This window comes from Bradyrhizobium sp. Ec3.3 (assembly GCF_000472925.1).
Lineage (GTDB): Bacteria > Pseudomonadota > Alphaproteobacteria > Rhizobiales > Xanthobacteraceae > Bradyrhizobium.
Window position 1 is genome coordinate 1 of record NZ_AXAS01000017.1, and the last position, 14,721, is coordinate 14,721.

Genomic DNA, 14,721 nt, shown 5'->3' on the forward strand with positions numbered 1-14,721 from the left:
GAGTCCAAGTGGCCGAGTTCGAAAAACGAGGCGTTGTTGACCGGGCCTGGTTGCACAGTGAGACCGTAGGAGACGTTGATCTGAGTGCCGGCATTGTAAGTAGGAAACTCGATTTCCGAGCGGTTGGCGCCGCCATCGTTGGTCAGATCGCTCCAGCCCGAGGTGCTCCAATAGTCGCCGGAGCGGACCTGAAACTGCAGCGTGCTGGGATCGGGGTTGGTCAGGCTCCACGGCTGGTTGGCATTCAGGGCTTCGACAGTGGAGCCGTCGACCGTAAAATGGCTCATGTTGGTAGCCGAGAACGAGGTGATGTTCGGCACGATGTTCACGGCCGTTGCTGCCGATACTACACTGGTGCCCGTGGCATCGGTGTCGCTGGCGGTAAAGCTGTGCGTGCCGGCCGACAAGGCGCTCGGCGCAAAGGCCCAGGCACCTGAGCTAGCCGCGGTGGTGGTGCCCAAAAAGGTGGTGCCGTCGAACACGTTCACCGTGCTGCCTGCCTCAGCCGTCCCATTCAATATCAGCTGGTTGACGTCGGTGCTTCCGCTAACGACTGCGCCGGCATAGTTGGTGATTGACTTGACTACAGGTGCGGACGCAACCATGCCCTGATCCTTTACCGTTAAAGATATCCACTGCTGCGCGTCGCGAAGGCGCGCAACTCAACGCATGCTCGCGTGGCTGGCACCGCGAACATGCGCAACTCACCGCATGCTCGCGTTGCTGGCATCGCGAACAGATTTCAAGACAGCGGGATTTGATTGCCCCCCCAACTGCTCGGCACAATGGCTAATTAGGAAGTGTGGCAAAAAAAATAGGCGAACATGGCGATAATTTGCAGTGCCGTAGTCCTACGGTCACCTACGGTCACCCCGTAGGTGGAATGCTGAGTGCGCCGCCCAATTCTTTTCAGGCTTCGAGGAGCACCCTGTCGCAGCATGAGGTTTCGGCGCGCGACCACACTCCAATCACCGACGCTGCCCTTGGGCTGGCTGCGGACGAATGTCGAGGCAGCTGCGACCTAACCGCGATCGATGTCTATGTGCGGCCTATCACGTGCGCTCGTGGGCGCCTGGCGATGTCCCCAGGCGCGGTAAGGTGCGCAGATGGCGCTTGAGGCGCCGCCTGCGTTAAGTGCGCGCTACTGGAGACGCGGGTCGGGCGAGCCGTACGGTACAGGGTACCCTACAGGGATGACCGGGCCGCCCCCCACGAGTCCCACCAAGGGTGGCGGGATGGGGATGGTTGGCGTAATGGAAGGTTCAGTGGGGAAGTACCTCAAGTCGCCACCGCTAACCTCATCGAGATCGCCGGTGGATAGTTCGTGAAGTTCGTTGCTTATTCTCGCTCCTGCAATGGGTTTAGGAAGAGAAGAGTGTGGCTCTCTTGGGTTCGTTCGCGCCGTGACTCACGTCACAAACCCTGGGCGCCGCTTGGCTTGGTTGGTGGCGCCGACTCACTTCGCGAGGGAAGTAGCGTCATCTGCTCCGGGCACAGTTCCGCTTTCCGCTTGTCCTCCCTCCCTCTTCGGAAGGCACGTCCACGCAGCAGAGCATGGACTTGAGAACACCATCTTCCCGTTCGGTATAGCCACGGTGCCCTTAGTGGGGGCCAAGCTGATCTCCCTTCCCATTGTCTGGGATCGCGGGGTCTAGCCGGATTTAACCGGCGCCGTGGTTTCCGCTTCGGCATGGCAGCCTAAGCGCGGTCGGAAAGTCGGACTTGAGGAGTCACCTGCCCATCGCCGAACGCTAAGCTGCGATGAGCTCGCCCGAGAAAGATCCCGCCGAACGTGTCGCCTCGATATGCTCGCCTCGAGGCCAGACTATTCGATCCAAGTGATCGAAAACCTGCCGGTGAAAGGCGCCGGCACCGTTCTGTCGTTTATCGCGGCCTGGGGCCGGCGACGGGGAAAGGCAGGATCAAAACCCGTCACTAGCGGACGGTTGATCGGAGCGGCTGTGTGTGGCGGGACCACCGAGCGCCACAACAGGCGACCACGGCCAACCGAACGCGTGTTCGTTCGGTCAGCGCGCGGGCGCTGCGAGTGTGTTCTGGCGGGTCTTCGCTATTGAAGTTGGCCAGGTGTTCGTATACGAACGAGTTGCTGCAGTCACATGAGACGAAATTGAGCCCTCGCGTTTGCCACCGCGGGGGCTTCGTCTTTTATCGGGTGGGTCGTCGATTAGCGCCGCTACTGCCGCTGCGAATGCGCGGCTTTCGAACGGGCCGAGGGCGCCGTCGTCGGCGAGGCCGATCGACCAAAGCCCGTCGTCGCGCTGGACTACCGTTCCAACTATGCAGGCCAAAAGGCCCGGATCGGGCGGGCCATCGGTTGGAACATCTATTGGTTTGGTTGAACTTTCACACCGCCTGTCACGCCGGAGGTCGCGGGTTCGAGCCCCGTCTCTCGCGCCATTGAATCAATGGCTTAGCCCTAAATTCTCCACAAAACGCCGCAAACGAAAAAGCCGCCCGGAGGCGGCCTTGGCGTCTGTCCGAAACGGACCTTTTTCCTTACCGGATCTCCGACGTACCCGAGCTCGTCACCACCACCGGCTTGCCGGCCTTGATCGTGTGGTTGGCCTGGGCGGTCTCGGTGAGGTCGACGCTGGTCCGCGCCGCGATCCCGAAGGCTGCCACTGCGATACCGGCCACCAGCGCCACCACCACGATCTTCAGGTGTGTCGCACGATCGGCAGAGTGAATGGAGTGGTTCATCTGGGCCTCCCGACGGGCTTTCCCGCCCGTCTGTTGGCCCACGTTCTAAGGACGATCTGTTTCCGGATGGTTTCGCGCCTTCGGCAAAATGGTTTCATTTGCCAGGTTTCGTCCGGAGGGCCGTTTCAGGCCGCCGCCCGGGCGATATCGGTCCGGATCGTCCGGGCAGCCCGCAGGAAGAGGAGGGCACCCACGGTGGTCGTGACCGCCGCCGACAGCAGGGAGTAGCGGACGGCGTCCGCGCCGAAGCCGGCTTTCAGCGCGTCGTTGATCACGCCGACGATGAGCGGGCCAAGCCCCTGGCCGAAGCAGGTTGCGGTCAGCGCAATGAGGGCCGAGGCGAGCGCCCGCATGCTGGGCTTTGCCACCGTCTGCGCGATCGCAAAGATCGGCCCGAGATGAAAGCCGACCAGGAACGAGGTCAGCGCCAGCATCGCGACCATGGTCGCGAAATCCTGCGTCAGCATGCACAGCGCGAACACGGGGCCGGCCAGCCCCGAAGTCACCGCGGGTGCCCACAGCTTCCAGCGATCGTCGCGGCGGCTGACCTGCGCCACCACGAAGCCGCCGAGCAGCGTGCCCGCCATCCCGGCGAGCCCCTTGAAGGTCCCTGCATAGGTGCCGATCTCGGCGCTCGACAAATGGTGCACGCGCGCCAGGAACGGCGGGATCCACGCCGCGGTTGCGTAATTCGTATAGGTCGTGAGGCAGAAGCCGATCAGCACGACGATGAAGCTCTGCTGGGAGGCGAGAAAGCGCAGCGTCGGTCCGAGCGGCTCGGGCGTGAACGTTTCCTGCATGGCGCCGCGCTTCGGCTCGGAGATCGTCAGCCACAAGACGGCGGCAAGGAGGATGCCGGGCAGGCCCGCGACGTAGAAGGCCATGCGCCATCCATAGTGCTGGTTGACATAGCCGCCGACGAAATAGCCGAGGAACACGCCGAGATAGGTGCCGATGGCATAGATGCCGAGCGCGCGGGGCCGCTCATTCTTGGCAAAGAGATCGGCGACGATCGATTGCGAGGCCGGCGAGCCTGCGGATTCGCCGATGCCGACGCCAATCCTGGCAAGCGCCAGCGAGGTCACGCTCGTGGCCATACCGCACAGCGCCGTCATCGCGCTCCAGAACGCGAAGGCGAGCGCGACGATGTTGCGCCGGTTCAGCCGGTCGGCCATGCGCGCGATGGGAATGCCGAGCAGGGAATAGAACAGCGCGAAGCCGAAGCCAGCCAAAAGACCCATCATGGTGTCGCTGAGTTGAAACTCCTTCTTGATCGGCTCGATCAGGACGTTGAAGATGGTGCGATCGAGGAAGTTCAGCGCGTAGATGATGGTGAGCAGGCCCAGCACGTAATAGCGCCGCGCGGACGGCTTTGCGGCGGCGGCCGCCGGCGTCGGCACGTCTGACGTCACATCGACCATCGCTTCCCCCGATACGTCTATTTTGTTGTCGTTGGTACGTCTCGTCTAGGCGTCGCGGATGTAATTCCCTGCTTCGAATGCGACCGGCGGCGCGCTGCGATCGAAGGAGACTCCGATCGGGTCGCGGCCTGCGGCGAGTGCCTCGAGTTGATCGGTCAGCATGCGCCGGATCATCAGGATGCCGCGGTCGCTCTGGCCAAAATGCTCCTCGGAGTGGATGGTCACCGGGCCCTGGCCGACCTGAGCCTCATAGTCGCCGGGAAACTGCTGGTGCTCGGCCTCACTCATGTCCCACCAGAATTTTCCGTTGAACTTCGAGCGCATGCGGCCGATGTCGCCGGCATTCTTCACTCGGCCGGCGACATAAATGCGGAAAGAAATGTCGTCGATCGGGAGCACCCAGCCGATCGATTCGACGCGGGCGAACTGCGCGACGCGCGGGTTCGGCACGACGCGTAAGGTCGGCAGCGCCGCCTCGCTGACGCGGTAAAACACCTTGCCGTCGTCCTGCTTGCGCTCCGAACGCACGAGGACCCCGCGCGGCGATTTCTCGAACTTCACCTCCGGCATCGAGGCCATCATGTTGGTGAATTGCGGGCCCGAGAACGAGCCGTGCAGCACCGGCACGTGGTAGGGATCGACCACGTTCTCGAAATGCTGGAGCCAGTTGCAGGGGATGATGGCTGGTCCCCCGCCGCCGATCGAGGAATCATCGGCCTCGACGAGTTCACCCTCGTCCATGGTCTCCAGGCATTCATAAGCCGGCAGGACCGGGCGTTTCTCGGCGGGGCCCATATAGGCGAAGATCAGCCCGTAGCGTTCCTGGACCGGATACCAGGGCTGGCGCACCTTGTCCTTGAACTGCCCGCCGTCGGGCTCGCAGGGTTGCTCGAGGCAGTGGCCTTGCGCGTCGAACTTCCAGCCGTGATAGCAGCAGCGGATGCCGTCCTCCTCGACCTTGCCGTAATACAGCGTGGTGCCGCGGTGGCAGCAGCGTGCGTGCAGCAGGCCGGGCCGGCCATGCTTGTCGCGGAACAGGACGAGGTCCTCGCCGAGCGCGCGGACTTTCCTGGGCGTATCGGTGGCGTCACTAACGAGACCGACGGGGTGCCAGTAGCGGCGGAGCAGTTCGCCCATCGGCGTGCCGCGCGCGACCGAAGTCAGCTCGGTGCGCGTGCTTGCTTCCCGCATCGCGTAGGCCGTGCCGAGATCGCGATCCCGCTGGGTGATGGTCATGATGCTCCTCCCGCCTGCGGCTCGTCGGCCGCCAGGTCGTGTTCTTGCCCGTTGAGGCAGTCAACGATAGATCGATGACAGTGTCAACGATCTTGCGAATGCCTCTGACAATCATTTTAACCACCGGTCCTTGCGCCCCTTGGCAGGCCGTTTGTTTGTTGGCAGAGGTGGCGCATGAGCCAGAAGCCGAGCAGGGGCGGGCGAATGCCGCCTGACGTTGAGGACGAGGCGCCGCCGGCACCGATCACCGTGATGCTGTCGTCGCGGCTGATGGTGCTCGCCAATCTGCTCAGGCGCGGCGCCATCCTCCGCTACAAGCGTCTCGTCGGACTGAATTCGGTGGAGTTCGGTCTCGTCGCCTCGCTCGGCCGGCGTCCGCCGATGAGCGTGGCGCGGCTCGCCGAAGCCGTCGGTCAGGACAAGGGGCAGATCAGCCGCGCACTCGCGGGCCTGTCGTCACGCAAGCTGATCGCGAAAACGGCCAATCCGCACGACAGTCGCGAAGTGCTGATCTCGCTGACCAAGGCGGGACTCGCCGCCCATGACGCGATCGTTGCCAGCGCGCAAGAGCGCAATCGGCGCCTGCTTGAGCAATTGAGCAAGGACGAGCTCGATACGCTGCTGGTGCAGATCGATCACCTGACGGTCACCGCCGAAGCGATGTTAGAGGCGGAAAAGGATCCCGACTGATCGCCGCGCCGATTTTCGAAGCGCCCATTTTGGAAGAGTTCTTGGAGGATCTCTAAGAAATTTTCTAAGAGGTATTCAATTAGGTTTCCCGCACGCGCGCGCTTAAGCGTCGCCGCAACGCATGTCGTCATTCGCACTGACGGCATGGAACAACAAACGTTGCAGGTTGGGGTGGTGCGTTGAACTGTCTTGGAATGCTGCGGTCGGCGGGACTTGCGACCGCGTCCGCTTTGGTGCTGTTGCCGCAAGTTTCGATCGCTCAATCCTCGGGATCCTCGTCGCAGAGCGGTGCGCAAGCCTTGCCGCCGGTTACCGTGGCTTCGCCTGAGCCCCGCCGCCGCGCGGCCGCCGCGGCGCCGCGTCGAACGCCGCGCGCGGCGGCGCAGAGCGCGAGCGAGAGAAAGCCGCAGCCTGAGCGCAACGTCGGATTCGTCGAGACGCCGCGCGGTCCGGTCCACGGCTATGTCGCTAACCGCAGCTCGTCCGGCACCAAGACCAACACGCCGATCATGGAGACGCCGCAATCGGTGTCGGTCATCGGCGCCGAAGAGATCCGCGACCAGAAGCCGAACAAGCTGGATGAGGTGCTGCGCTATTCGGCGGGCGTGCGCGCCGGAACCTTCGGTGCCGACACCCGCAATGACTGGTGGCTGATCCGCGGCTTCAAATCCGACGATGTCGGCCTGTTCCTCGACGGCATGCAGCTCTTCTACACGTCCTATGCAAGCTGGAAGCTCCAGCCCCTCAACATGGAGCGCGTCGAGGTGCTGCGCGGTCCCTCGGCAGTGCTCTATGGCGGCTCGAGCCCGAGCGGCATCGTCAACGTCATCAGCAAGATGCCGCCCAGCGAGCCGATCCGCTACATCGAGACCGGCGTCAACAATTTCGGCAACGCCTATGTCGGCTTCGATGTCGGTGGTCCCGTCGCGACGAGCCCTGAGAACGGAAAGCTGTTCTATCGCGTCGTCGGTCAGGTCCAGAACGGCGGCACCCAGGTCGACTTCACGCCCGACAACAACTACTTCATCGCGCCGTCGGTCACCTGGAAACCGGATGCCGACACGACGTTCACCGTCCTGGCTTCGGCGTCGAAGCAGGATACCCGCGGCATCAACTTCCTGCCGTATCAGGGCACGGTGACCAACGCAGCGTTCGGCCGCATCCCGACGAGCACGTTCCTCGGCGATCCCAGCATCGACAAGTTCACGCGCGAGCAGGAGATGCTCGGCTATCAGTTCGAGCGCAATCTCAACGACAGCCTGACCTTCCGGCAGAATGCGCGGTTTGCGCATGTCGACGTGACCTATCGCGGCCTCGTCGCCAACGGCTATTCCAACGCCACGACGGGCGATATCGCGCGCTACAATTGGTATGCGAAGGACACCGCCAACCAGGCCAATCTCGACAACCAGTTGGAGTATCGTTTCGACACTGGCCTGTTGAAGCACACGATGCTGTTCGGCGTCGATTTGCGGGGCTACCAGATCGACGACTACCAGCAGTTCCAGTTCGGCACCACGCCGTCGATCAATGTCTTCAGTCCGGTCTACGGTCTCAATGTGCCATTTACGAACGGGCCGTTCCGCAACTTCCTAATCACGCAGAAGCAGGCCGGCACTTACCTTCAGGACCAGATCAAGCTCGGCAATTTCACGCTCGTGGTGAGCGGCCGCAATGATTGGGTCGAGACGACCCAGGCCGCTCGCGACACGGGGGCCATAGTCGCCAGCCGCGATGACAGCAGGTTCAGCGGGCGCGCGGGCCTCATCTACAATTTCGACAACGGCCTTGCGCCCTACGTGTCCTATGCGACGAGCTACAATCCGGTCATTGGCCTCAATGCCAACAACCAGTTGCTCCTGCCGGAAACCGGCAAGCAGGTCGAGGTCGGCCTGAAGGTGCAGCCGAAGTGGTTCGACGGTTACTTCACGGTCTCGGCCTTCGACCTGAAGCGTCAGAACGCGCTGACCACCGATCCGTCAAATGCGCTGTTGCAGAACCAGACCGGCGAGGTCACCTCGCGCGGCATCGAGCTCGAGGCGGTAGCCAATGTCACGAAGGAGTTGAAGCTGATCGGCGCCTTCACCAGCTATCATCTCTTCACCAGCAAGGATCTCGATTCATCGCTAATCGGCAAGACGCCGACCAACACGCCTGAGCTCCTGGCCTCGGGCTGGGCCGACTACACGTTCAAGGAGGGACCGCTGGCGGGGTTCGGCTTCGGCGGGGGCGTGCGCTATGTCGGCTCGTCCTGGGCTGACACCGCCAACACGCTCGAGGTTCCCGCCGTCGTGCTCGGCGATCTCGCGCTTCACTACGAATGGCAGAATTGGCGCACCGCGCTGAACGTGATCAACGTGACCGACAAGAACTATGTCGCCAGTTGTGCGTCGGCGACGTCCTGCTTCTACGGCGATCGCCGGCGCGTCACAGCCAGCGTGTCGTACAAATGGTGAGGGCAGGCGAGGGGATCGCGTCGTGAAGGCGCGCACCGTCAGGGTCTGGTCCGTGGTCCACACCTGGACCAGCCTGATCTCGACCGTGTTCCTGCTCCTGCTCTGCCTGACCGGCCTGCCGCTGATCTTCCATCACGAGATCGATGAGCTTCTGGGCTATGCCCCCCGCCCCGAAGCTCATGCGGGCGCGGCGCGTGCGACCACCCAGGAGGTCGCCGACGCCGCGCTTGCAGCCGATCCGGGGCGGGTGCTGCAGTATATCTCCTGGGACAAGGACGAACCCGGGATCGTGTTCGCATTCACCAATAGCGCGCCGGACGGCCCGCCGGACAATGCCACCGTGCGTGCCGTCGATGCGGTCTCGGCCAGGCTGCTCGGACCCGTCGGCGTCGGGCCGATGCTGATCGTGCTCAAACTGCACACGGACATGTTCGCCGGCCAGGCCGGAAAGCTGTTTCTCGGCGCGATGGGGCTCATGTTCGCGGTCGCGATCATCTCCGGCGTGGTGCTGTACCGGCCGTTCACCCGCCGCCTGCGCTTTGCAACCATCCGCGCTTCCGCCGCGCGCCGCGTGGTCTGGCTCGACTGGCATAATCTGATCGGCGTGGTGACGGTTGTCTGGGCGCTGGTGGTCGGGCTGACCGGCGTGATCAACACCTGGGCCGAGCTGATGCTCGATCAATGGAAGGCGACCGAACTGGCGAGCATGGTCGGGCCCTATGCCGGCAAGCCGCCGCCGCTGCGTCTGGCCTCGCTTGACGGCGTCGTCGCCCGCGCCAGGGCGGCCGCACCCGGCATGGACATCGCCTTCATCGCCTTCCCGGGCACCCCGTTCACGTCATCGCACCATTTCGCGGCGTTCATGCGCGGCGATACCGCGCTTACGGCGCGCCTGCTGAAGCCTGTGCTGCTGGACGGGGAGACCGGGGAGGTCGCCGACAGCCGGGCGCTGCCGGCATATCTCCAGGCGCTCTTGATTTCGCAACCGCTGCATTTCGGCGACTATGGCGGTATGCCGCTGAAGGTGATCTGGGCCGCGCTCGACGTGCTCACGATGATCGTGATCGGCAGCGGCCTCTACCTTTGGCTGGCGCGGCGGCGGAAGCGGGGACCCGCCCGCGCCGACGCATTCGCCAAACGAGCCCCGGTCCCGTCATGATGCATGGCTCGTCCGGCCGCTCGCGTCCGTGGATACGGGTCTTCGGCGCGCCGATTCTGATTGCGGTGGCGACCTCGATCGGCCTGTTGGCGGCGCTGCTCTGGGGCGAGATCGGCAAATATGTCGCTTGGGTGACGGTCGGCTTTCCCGTGCTCGTCATTCCCTGGGCCTGGCTGCGCCGCGGCAGGACAGCAAAGCCGTCCTAGACACCCCGAGACGCGGTCCGACGTGCTCCGCGCGGAGCATCCGCCGACGGCGGGGAGACTGACATGGATGCCCTTGCTGGGGCGGCCGTTCTGCTCCATACCAACCGCGGGGCGATTCCGGGATTACCACTGTTCTGGGGGCGGCAAAGGGCCTAAAAACAGCGCGTCTTGCACCCTTTGGTGCACTGCGCTAAGGCTCAGAACAATTCCAAATTGGGACGAATCCGCGAGCCACCCGAGGCTTGCGGGAAAAAGGGCTCGCCAATGAGCGGCATTCTGCAGAACTATCTTCCACTTGTGGTCTTTATAGGGGTAGCGGGCCTGATTGGCCTCGTGCTGCTGATCGCGCCCTTCATCGTGGCGTTCCAGCAGCCGGATCCGGAAAAGCTGTCGGCGTATGAGTGCGGTTTCAACGCCTTCGACGACGCCCGGATGAAGTTCGACGTCCGCTTCTACCTGGTCGCCATCCTCTTCATCATCTTCGACCTCGAGGTGGCGTTCCTGTTCCCCTGGGCGGTAGCGTTCGGCAAGCTTGGTGCGACAGGCTTCTGGTCCATGGTGGTGTTCCTCGCCGTGCTGACGGTGGGGTTTGCCTATGAATGGAAGAAAGGGGCACTCGAATGGGATTGAACCCTGCCACACAGTCCTCCGGTCCGGTTCTAGCGCCGGCCCCCAAGGGCATTCTCGACCCGTCGACCGGCAAGCCGGTCGGAGCCAACGATCCGTTCTTCCTCGAGGTCAATCACGAGCTGTCCGACAAGGGCTTCTTCGTTGCGGCCACAGATGATCTGATCACCTGGGCGCGCACGGGCTCGCTGATGTGGATGACCTTCGGTCTCGCCTGCTGCGCGGTCGAGATGATGCAGGTCTCGATGCCGCGCTACGACGTCGAGCGCTTCGGCTTTGCGCCACGTGCCTCGCCGCGCCAGTCCGACGTGATGATCGTCGCAGGCACCCTGACCAACAAGATGGCCCCGGCGCTGCGCAAGGTCTACGACCAGATGCCAGAGCCGCGCTACGTCATCTCCATGGGCTCCTGCGCCAATGGCGGCGGCTACTATCATTATTCCTACTCGGTCGTGCGCGGTTGCGACCGCATCGTGCCGATCGACATCTACGTGCCGGGCTGCCCGCCCACGGCGGAAGCGCTGCTCTATGGCGTGCTGCTGTTGCAAAAGAAGATCCGGCGCACCGGCACCATCGAACGCTAAGGTTTTACGTCATGGACGACGGCAAGCTCGACGCCCTTGGGCAAACGATCGTTAGCGCGCTTCCGGGCGCCGCCACCGGTCACGCGGTGGCCTTCAACCAGCTCACGGTGGACGTCGAGGCCGCCAAGATCGTTGAGGTGGTCAAGTACCTCCGCGACGATCCGAACTGCCGCTTCGTCAACTTTACCGACGTGACGGCGGTGGATTACCCGTCGCGCGAGAAGCGCTTCGACGTCGTCTATCATCTGATGTCGCCGACCCTGAACACCCGGATCCGGCTCAAGGCGCAGGCCGATGAGACCACGCAGGTGCCGTCGCTGATCGAGGTGTTTCCCGGCGCCGACTGGTTCGAGCGCGAGACCTACGACCTCTATGGCGTGATCTTCGTCGGCCATCCCGACATGCGCCGCATCCTCACCGATTACGGTTTCGAGGGGCATCCGCTGCGCAAGGACTTCCCGCTCACCGGTTTCGTCGAGGTCCGCTACGACGACCAGGAGAAGCGGGTTGTGTACGAGCCGGTCCGGCTCAACCAGGAATTCCGCAAGTTTGATTTCCTGTCGCCGTGGGAAGGGGCGGACTATCCGCTGCCCGGCGATGAGAAGGCGGGGCCGAAGGTCTGATCATGAACGAACAACCTGAGAACCTCCGTAATTTCACCATCAACTTTGGTCCGCAGCATCCGGCGGCACATGGCGTGTTGCGCCTCGTGCTCGAACTGGATGGTGAAATCGTCGCGCGCGTCGATCCCCATATCGGTCTGCTTCACCGCGGCACGGAAAAGCTGATCGAGCAGAAGACGTACTTGCAGGCGATTCCTTATTTCGATCGCCTGGACTACGTCGCGCCGATGAACCAGGAGCACGCTTTCTGCCTTGCGGCGGAAAAGCTGCTTGGCATTGAGGTGCCGCGCCGCGGCCAGTTGATCCGCGTGCTCTATTGCGAGATCGGCCGCATCCTCTCGCATCTTCTCAACGTGACCACGCAGGCGATGGACGTCGGCGCGCTGACCCCGCCGCTGTGGGGCTTCGAAGAGCGCGAGAAGCTGATGGTGTTCTACGAGCGCGCCTCGGGCAGCCGTATGCACGCAGCTTTTTTCCGCGTCGGCGGCGTGCACCAGGACCTGCCGCCCAAGCTGATCAACGACATCGAGGCCTGGTGCGATCCGTTCCTGAAAGTGGTCGACGACCTCGACCGCCTGCTCACCGCCAACCGCATCTTCAAGCAGCGTAACGTCGATATCGGCGTGGTGCCGCTGAAGGAAGCCTGGGAGTGGGGTTTTTCGGGCGTGATGGTGCGCGGCTCGGGCGCGGCCTGGGACCTGCGCAAGGCGCAGCCCTATGAATGCTATGCCGAGATGGAATTCGACGTTCCGATAGGCAAGAATGGCGACTGCTACGACCGCTACCTGATCCGCATGGAAGAGATGCGCCAGTCGGTGCGGATCATGAGGCAGTGCATCGAGAAGCTGAAGGCGCCGGACGGGCAGGGGCCGGTCGCGGTCGAGGACAACAAGGTCTTCCCGCCGCGCCGCGGCGAGATGAAGCGCTCGATGGAAGCGCTCATCCATCACTTCAAGCTCTACACCGAAGGCGTCCACGTGCCGGCCGGCGAGGTCTATGCCGCGGTCGAGGCGCCGAAGGGCGAGTTCGGCGTCTATCTCGTCTCCGACGGCACCAACAAGCCCTACAAGTGCAAGATCCGCGCGCCGGGATTTGCCCATCTGCAGGCTATGGATCACATTTGCAGGGGCCATCTGCTCGCCGACGTCTCGGCCATCCTCGGCTCGCTCGACATCGTGTTCGGAGAGGTCGATCGGTGATGGCGCAGGCGCCAATCCAGTTTGACCGCGGCTCGGGGGCCCTTGAAGGGGCCAACCTGTGGGAGCGGACGGCTGCCTTGGCGCTGGTGACGGGATCGAAGATCTCCTCGCACTTCTCCCACATGGGCTACATCGCCTGCGCGAACCTGCTGCGGAAAACGCTGCCCGAGCGCAACATCGCGATCAAGCTCAACCCAGACGCCGTCTTCGAATTTCCTTACGGCGACGGTTATTGGAGCAAGCTGCTCAACCGCTCCTACAATTACGAGGACGAGCTGGAGCTGTTGTTCGCGGACTCCGTCGACGTCGATTACACGCTGCTCGATTGCGGCGCGAACTACGGCTACTGGTCGGTGCTGGTGTCGAGCAAGCCGTTCGGCTCGCACAATGCGATCGCCATCGAGCCGTCGGGTCAGAACTATCCGAAGCTTGCGAACAACGCCCGCATCAACGGCAACCGTTTCGAGACCATGAAATGCGCGATCGGTGCCGAGCGCGGTACCGCGCGGCTGTCCGGCACCAAGCACGAGGCCTTCAGCATCGCCGGCGCCCCCTCGGCGGGCGGCGAGGAAGTGCCGGTGATTGCGCTCGACAATCTGCTCGATGACGGCAAGGTCGAGGGTGGCGGCAAGTATCTGATCAAGCTCGACGTCGAGGGCGTCGAGATCGAGGCCATCAAGGGCGGCAAGCGGCTTCTTGAAGGCGACAGCGTGATCATCTGCGAGGAGCACGGCAGCGACCGTTCGCACGCGGTGTCGCGCTACATCCTCGAACAGACCCCGCTTAAGCTGATTGTCTACGATCCCAGCACCAATCGCATGGAGACGGTGACCGAACTCTCGATCCTCGATCGCATCAAGGTCTCCACCCACGTCGGCTACAACGTTTTCGGCACCGCAAGCGCATTCTGGCAGGACAGGATCGATGCCCTGAATGCGAAGGCTGTGCGCCGTATCCAGTGAGAGATTGAAGAGATGTCCGTTCGCCGCCTAGCGCCCAAGGAAGTCCAGCCCGCGAGCTTTGCGTTCACGGAGGAGAACCTCGCGTTCGCGAAGCAGCAGATCGCGAAGTATCCGGCCGGTCGCCAGGCCTCCGCCGTGATTGCGATTTTGTGGCGCGCGCAGGAGCAGAACGACGGCTGGGTGTCGGAAGCCGCAATCCGCGTGATCGCCGACATGCTCGACATGCCCTACATCCGCGTGCTGGAAGTTGCGACCTTCTACACGATGTTCCAGCTCGCGCCCGTCGGCAAGAAGGCCCACGTCCAGGTCTGCGGCACCACGCCGTGCCGGCTGCGCGGCGCCGAAGACCTGATCCACGTCTGCGAGAGCCGGATCCATCACGAGCCCTTCCACCTTTCCAAGGACGGCAATTTCAGTTGGGAAGAGGTCGAGTGCCTGGGCGCCTGCGTGAACGCGCCGATGGTCCTGATCGGCAAGGACACCTATGAGGATCTGACCAAGGACAGCTTCGGTAAGGTGCTCGACGGCTTTGCCTCGGGCAATCCGCCCAAGCCCGGCCCGCAGAACGGCCGTCAGTTCTCGGCCCCCATCACCGGACCGACCACGCTGAAGGAGACCACCTGATGCGTGATCTCGCGTCACCGGCAGCGGAGAGGAGCGGCGCCGTGAAGAAGTGGGGCTTCATCGCGATGCATGCCGCTGTCGCGGCCGCCTTCATCTTCCTGCTGCAGCGCTTCACCCTGAACGCGTCGCTGGAAACCAGTCTGCTCTGGGCGCTGACCTTCGCTGTCTGCGCCGCCGGGCTTGCCTACAAGCAAGCCAACCGTTGATCGGAAA

At 63.3% G+C, this 14,721-nt stretch carries 15 protein-coding genes; 11 read left to right on the forward strand and 4 right to left on the reverse strand.

Annotation, left to right across the window (positions count from 1 at the left end; translation table 11 throughout):
* From YUU_RS62570 to YUU_RS0118775, 4 genes are all read right to left on the reverse strand, one after another.
* On the reverse strand, window positions 1-605 hold a 605-nt coding region (locus YUU_RS62570; protein WP_198031776.1), incomplete at its 3' end, for an Ig-like domain-containing protein.
* A 1,912-nt stretch (window positions 606-2,517) separates the two neighbouring features.
* Window positions 2,518-2,721: a hypothetical protein gene (locus YUU_RS0118765; RefSeq protein ID WP_027523789.1), complete on the reverse strand. Its 204-nt coding sequence runs from the start codon at window positions 2,719-2,721 to the stop codon at window positions 2,518-2,520.
* Window positions 2,722-2,846: 125 nt separating this feature from the next.
* Window positions 2,847-4,142: an MFS transporter gene (locus YUU_RS0118770; RefSeq protein ID WP_027523790.1), complete on the reverse strand. Its 1,296-nt coding sequence runs from the start codon at window positions 4,140-4,142 to the stop codon at window positions 2,847-2,849.
* Between the two features lie 45 nt (window positions 4,143-4,187).
* Window positions 4,188-5,378 (reverse strand): aromatic ring-hydroxylating dioxygenase subunit alpha, encoded by a 1,191-nt coding sequence (locus YUU_RS0118775; protein WP_027523791.1) that lies wholly within the window; start codon window positions 5,376-5,378, stop codon window positions 4,188-4,190.
* Between the two features lie 174 nt (window positions 5,379-5,552).
* Between YUU_RS0118775 and YUU_RS0118780 the strand changes: the two genes are divergently transcribed.
* The 11 genes from YUU_RS0118780 to YUU_RS55120 all read left to right on the forward strand — a co-directional run bounded on the left by YUU_RS0118780 (window position 5,553) and on the right by YUU_RS55120 (window position 14,714).
* A complete protein-coding gene (locus YUU_RS0118780; RefSeq protein ID WP_027523792.1) occupies window positions 5,553-6,068 on the forward strand; it encodes a MarR family transcriptional regulator in 516 nt (171 codons plus the stop codon).
* Window positions 6,069-6,262: 194 nt separating this feature from the next.
* Window positions 6,263-8,524 (forward strand): TonB-dependent siderophore receptor, encoded by a 2,262-nt coding sequence (locus YUU_RS0118785; RefSeq protein ID WP_027523793.1) that lies wholly within the window; start codon window positions 6,263-6,265, stop codon window positions 8,522-8,524.
* Between the two features lie 22 nt (window positions 8,525-8,546).
* Window positions 8,547-9,683, forward strand: coding sequence for a PepSY domain-containing protein (locus YUU_RS51110; protein WP_035662727.1), 1,137 nt, complete (start codon window positions 8,547-8,549; stop codon window positions 9,681-9,683).
* The gene (locus YUU_RS51115; protein ID WP_035662730.1) at window positions 9,680-9,889 is read left to right on the forward strand and encodes a hypothetical protein; all 210 of its coding nucleotides are present in this window, start codon (window positions 9,680-9,682) and stop codon (window positions 9,887-9,889) included. Before YUU_RS51110 ends, YUU_RS51115 begins: the two co-directional genes overlap by 4 nt.
* Before the next feature lie 264 nt (window positions 9,890-10,153).
* Window positions 10,154-10,519 (forward strand): NADH-quinone oxidoreductase subunit A, encoded by a 366-nt coding sequence (locus tag YUU_RS0118800; RefSeq protein WP_008136158.1) that lies wholly within the window; start codon window positions 10,154-10,156, stop codon window positions 10,517-10,519.
* On the forward strand, window positions 10,510-11,100 hold the full coding sequence (locus YUU_RS0118805; RefSeq protein WP_027523794.1) for an NADH-quinone oxidoreductase subunit B family protein: 591 nt from the start codon (window positions 10,510-10,512) through the stop codon (window positions 11,098-11,100). Before YUU_RS0118800 ends, YUU_RS0118805 begins: the two co-directional genes overlap by 10 nt.
* Window positions 11,101-11,111: 11 nt before the next feature.
* On the forward strand, window positions 11,112-11,723 hold the full coding sequence (locus tag YUU_RS0118810; protein WP_027523795.1) for an NADH-quinone oxidoreductase subunit C: 612 nt from the start codon (window positions 11,112-11,114) through the stop codon (window positions 11,721-11,723).
* 2 nt (window positions 11,724-11,725) lie between these two features.
* Entirely contained in the window at window positions 11,726-12,922 is a 1,197-nt protein-coding gene (locus YUU_RS0118815; protein ID WP_027523796.1) for an NADH-quinone oxidoreductase subunit D, read from the forward strand.
* A complete protein-coding gene (locus tag YUU_RS0118820; protein WP_027523797.1) occupies window positions 12,922-13,884 on the forward strand; it encodes an FkbM family methyltransferase in 963 nt (320 codons plus the stop codon). Before YUU_RS0118815 ends, YUU_RS0118820 begins: the two co-directional genes overlap by 1 nt.
* 12 nt (window positions 13,885-13,896) lie before the next feature.
* A complete protein-coding gene (gene nuoE, locus YUU_RS0118825; RefSeq protein WP_027523798.1) occupies window positions 13,897-14,508 on the forward strand; it encodes an NADH-quinone oxidoreductase subunit NuoE in 612 nt (203 codons plus the stop codon).
* Window positions 14,508-14,714: a hypothetical protein gene (locus YUU_RS55120; RefSeq protein WP_027523799.1), complete on the forward strand. Its 207-nt coding sequence runs from the start codon at window positions 14,508-14,510 to the stop codon at window positions 14,712-14,714. The genes nuoE and YUU_RS55120 overlap by 1 nt, the downstream gene beginning before the upstream one ends.
* Window positions 14,715-14,721: the final 7 nt, after the last annotated feature.

Coding starts and splice junctions, on each gene's coding strand:
- YUU_RS0118765 (WP_027523789.1), bottom strand. CDS start 2,721: ATGAACCACTCCATTCACTCTGCCGATCGTGCGACACACCTGAAGATC.
- YUU_RS0118770 (WP_027523790.1), bottom strand. CDS start 4,142: ATGGTCGATGTGACGTCAGACGTGCCGACGCCGGCGGCCGCCGCCGCA.
- YUU_RS0118775 (WP_027523791.1), bottom strand. CDS start 5,378: ATGACCATCACCCAGCGGGATCGCGATCTCGGCACGGCCTACGCGATG.
- YUU_RS0118780 (WP_027523792.1), top strand. CDS start 5,553: ATGAGCCAGAAGCCGAGCAGGGGCGGGCGAATGCCGCCTGACGTTGAG.
- YUU_RS0118785 (WP_027523793.1), top strand. CDS start 6,263: ATGCTGCGGTCGGCGGGACTTGCGACCGCGTCCGCTTTGGTGCTGTTG.
- YUU_RS51115 (WP_035662730.1), top strand. CDS start 9,680: ATGATGCATGGCTCGTCCGGCCGCTCGCGTCCGTGGATACGGGTCTTC.
- YUU_RS0118800 (WP_008136158.1), top strand. CDS start 10,154: ATGAGCGGCATTCTGCAGAACTATCTTCCACTTGTGGTCTTTATAGGG.
- YUU_RS0118805 (WP_027523794.1), top strand. CDS start 10,510: ATGGGATTGAACCCTGCCACACAGTCCTCCGGTCCGGTTCTAGCGCCG.
- YUU_RS0118810 (WP_027523795.1), top strand. CDS start 11,112: ATGGACGACGGCAAGCTCGACGCCCTTGGGCAAACGATCGTTAGCGCG.
- YUU_RS0118815 (WP_027523796.1), top strand. CDS start 11,726: ATGAACGAACAACCTGAGAACCTCCGTAATTTCACCATCAACTTTGGT.
- YUU_RS0118820 (WP_027523797.1), top strand. CDS start 12,922: ATGGCGCAGGCGCCAATCCAGTTTGACCGCGGCTCGGGGGCCCTTGAA.
- nuoE (WP_027523798.1), top strand. CDS start 13,897: ATGTCCGTTCGCCGCCTAGCGCCCAAGGAAGTCCAGCCCGCGAGCTTT.
- YUU_RS55120 (WP_027523799.1), top strand. CDS start 14,508: ATGCGTGATCTCGCGTCACCGGCAGCGGAGAGGAGCGGCGCCGTGAAG.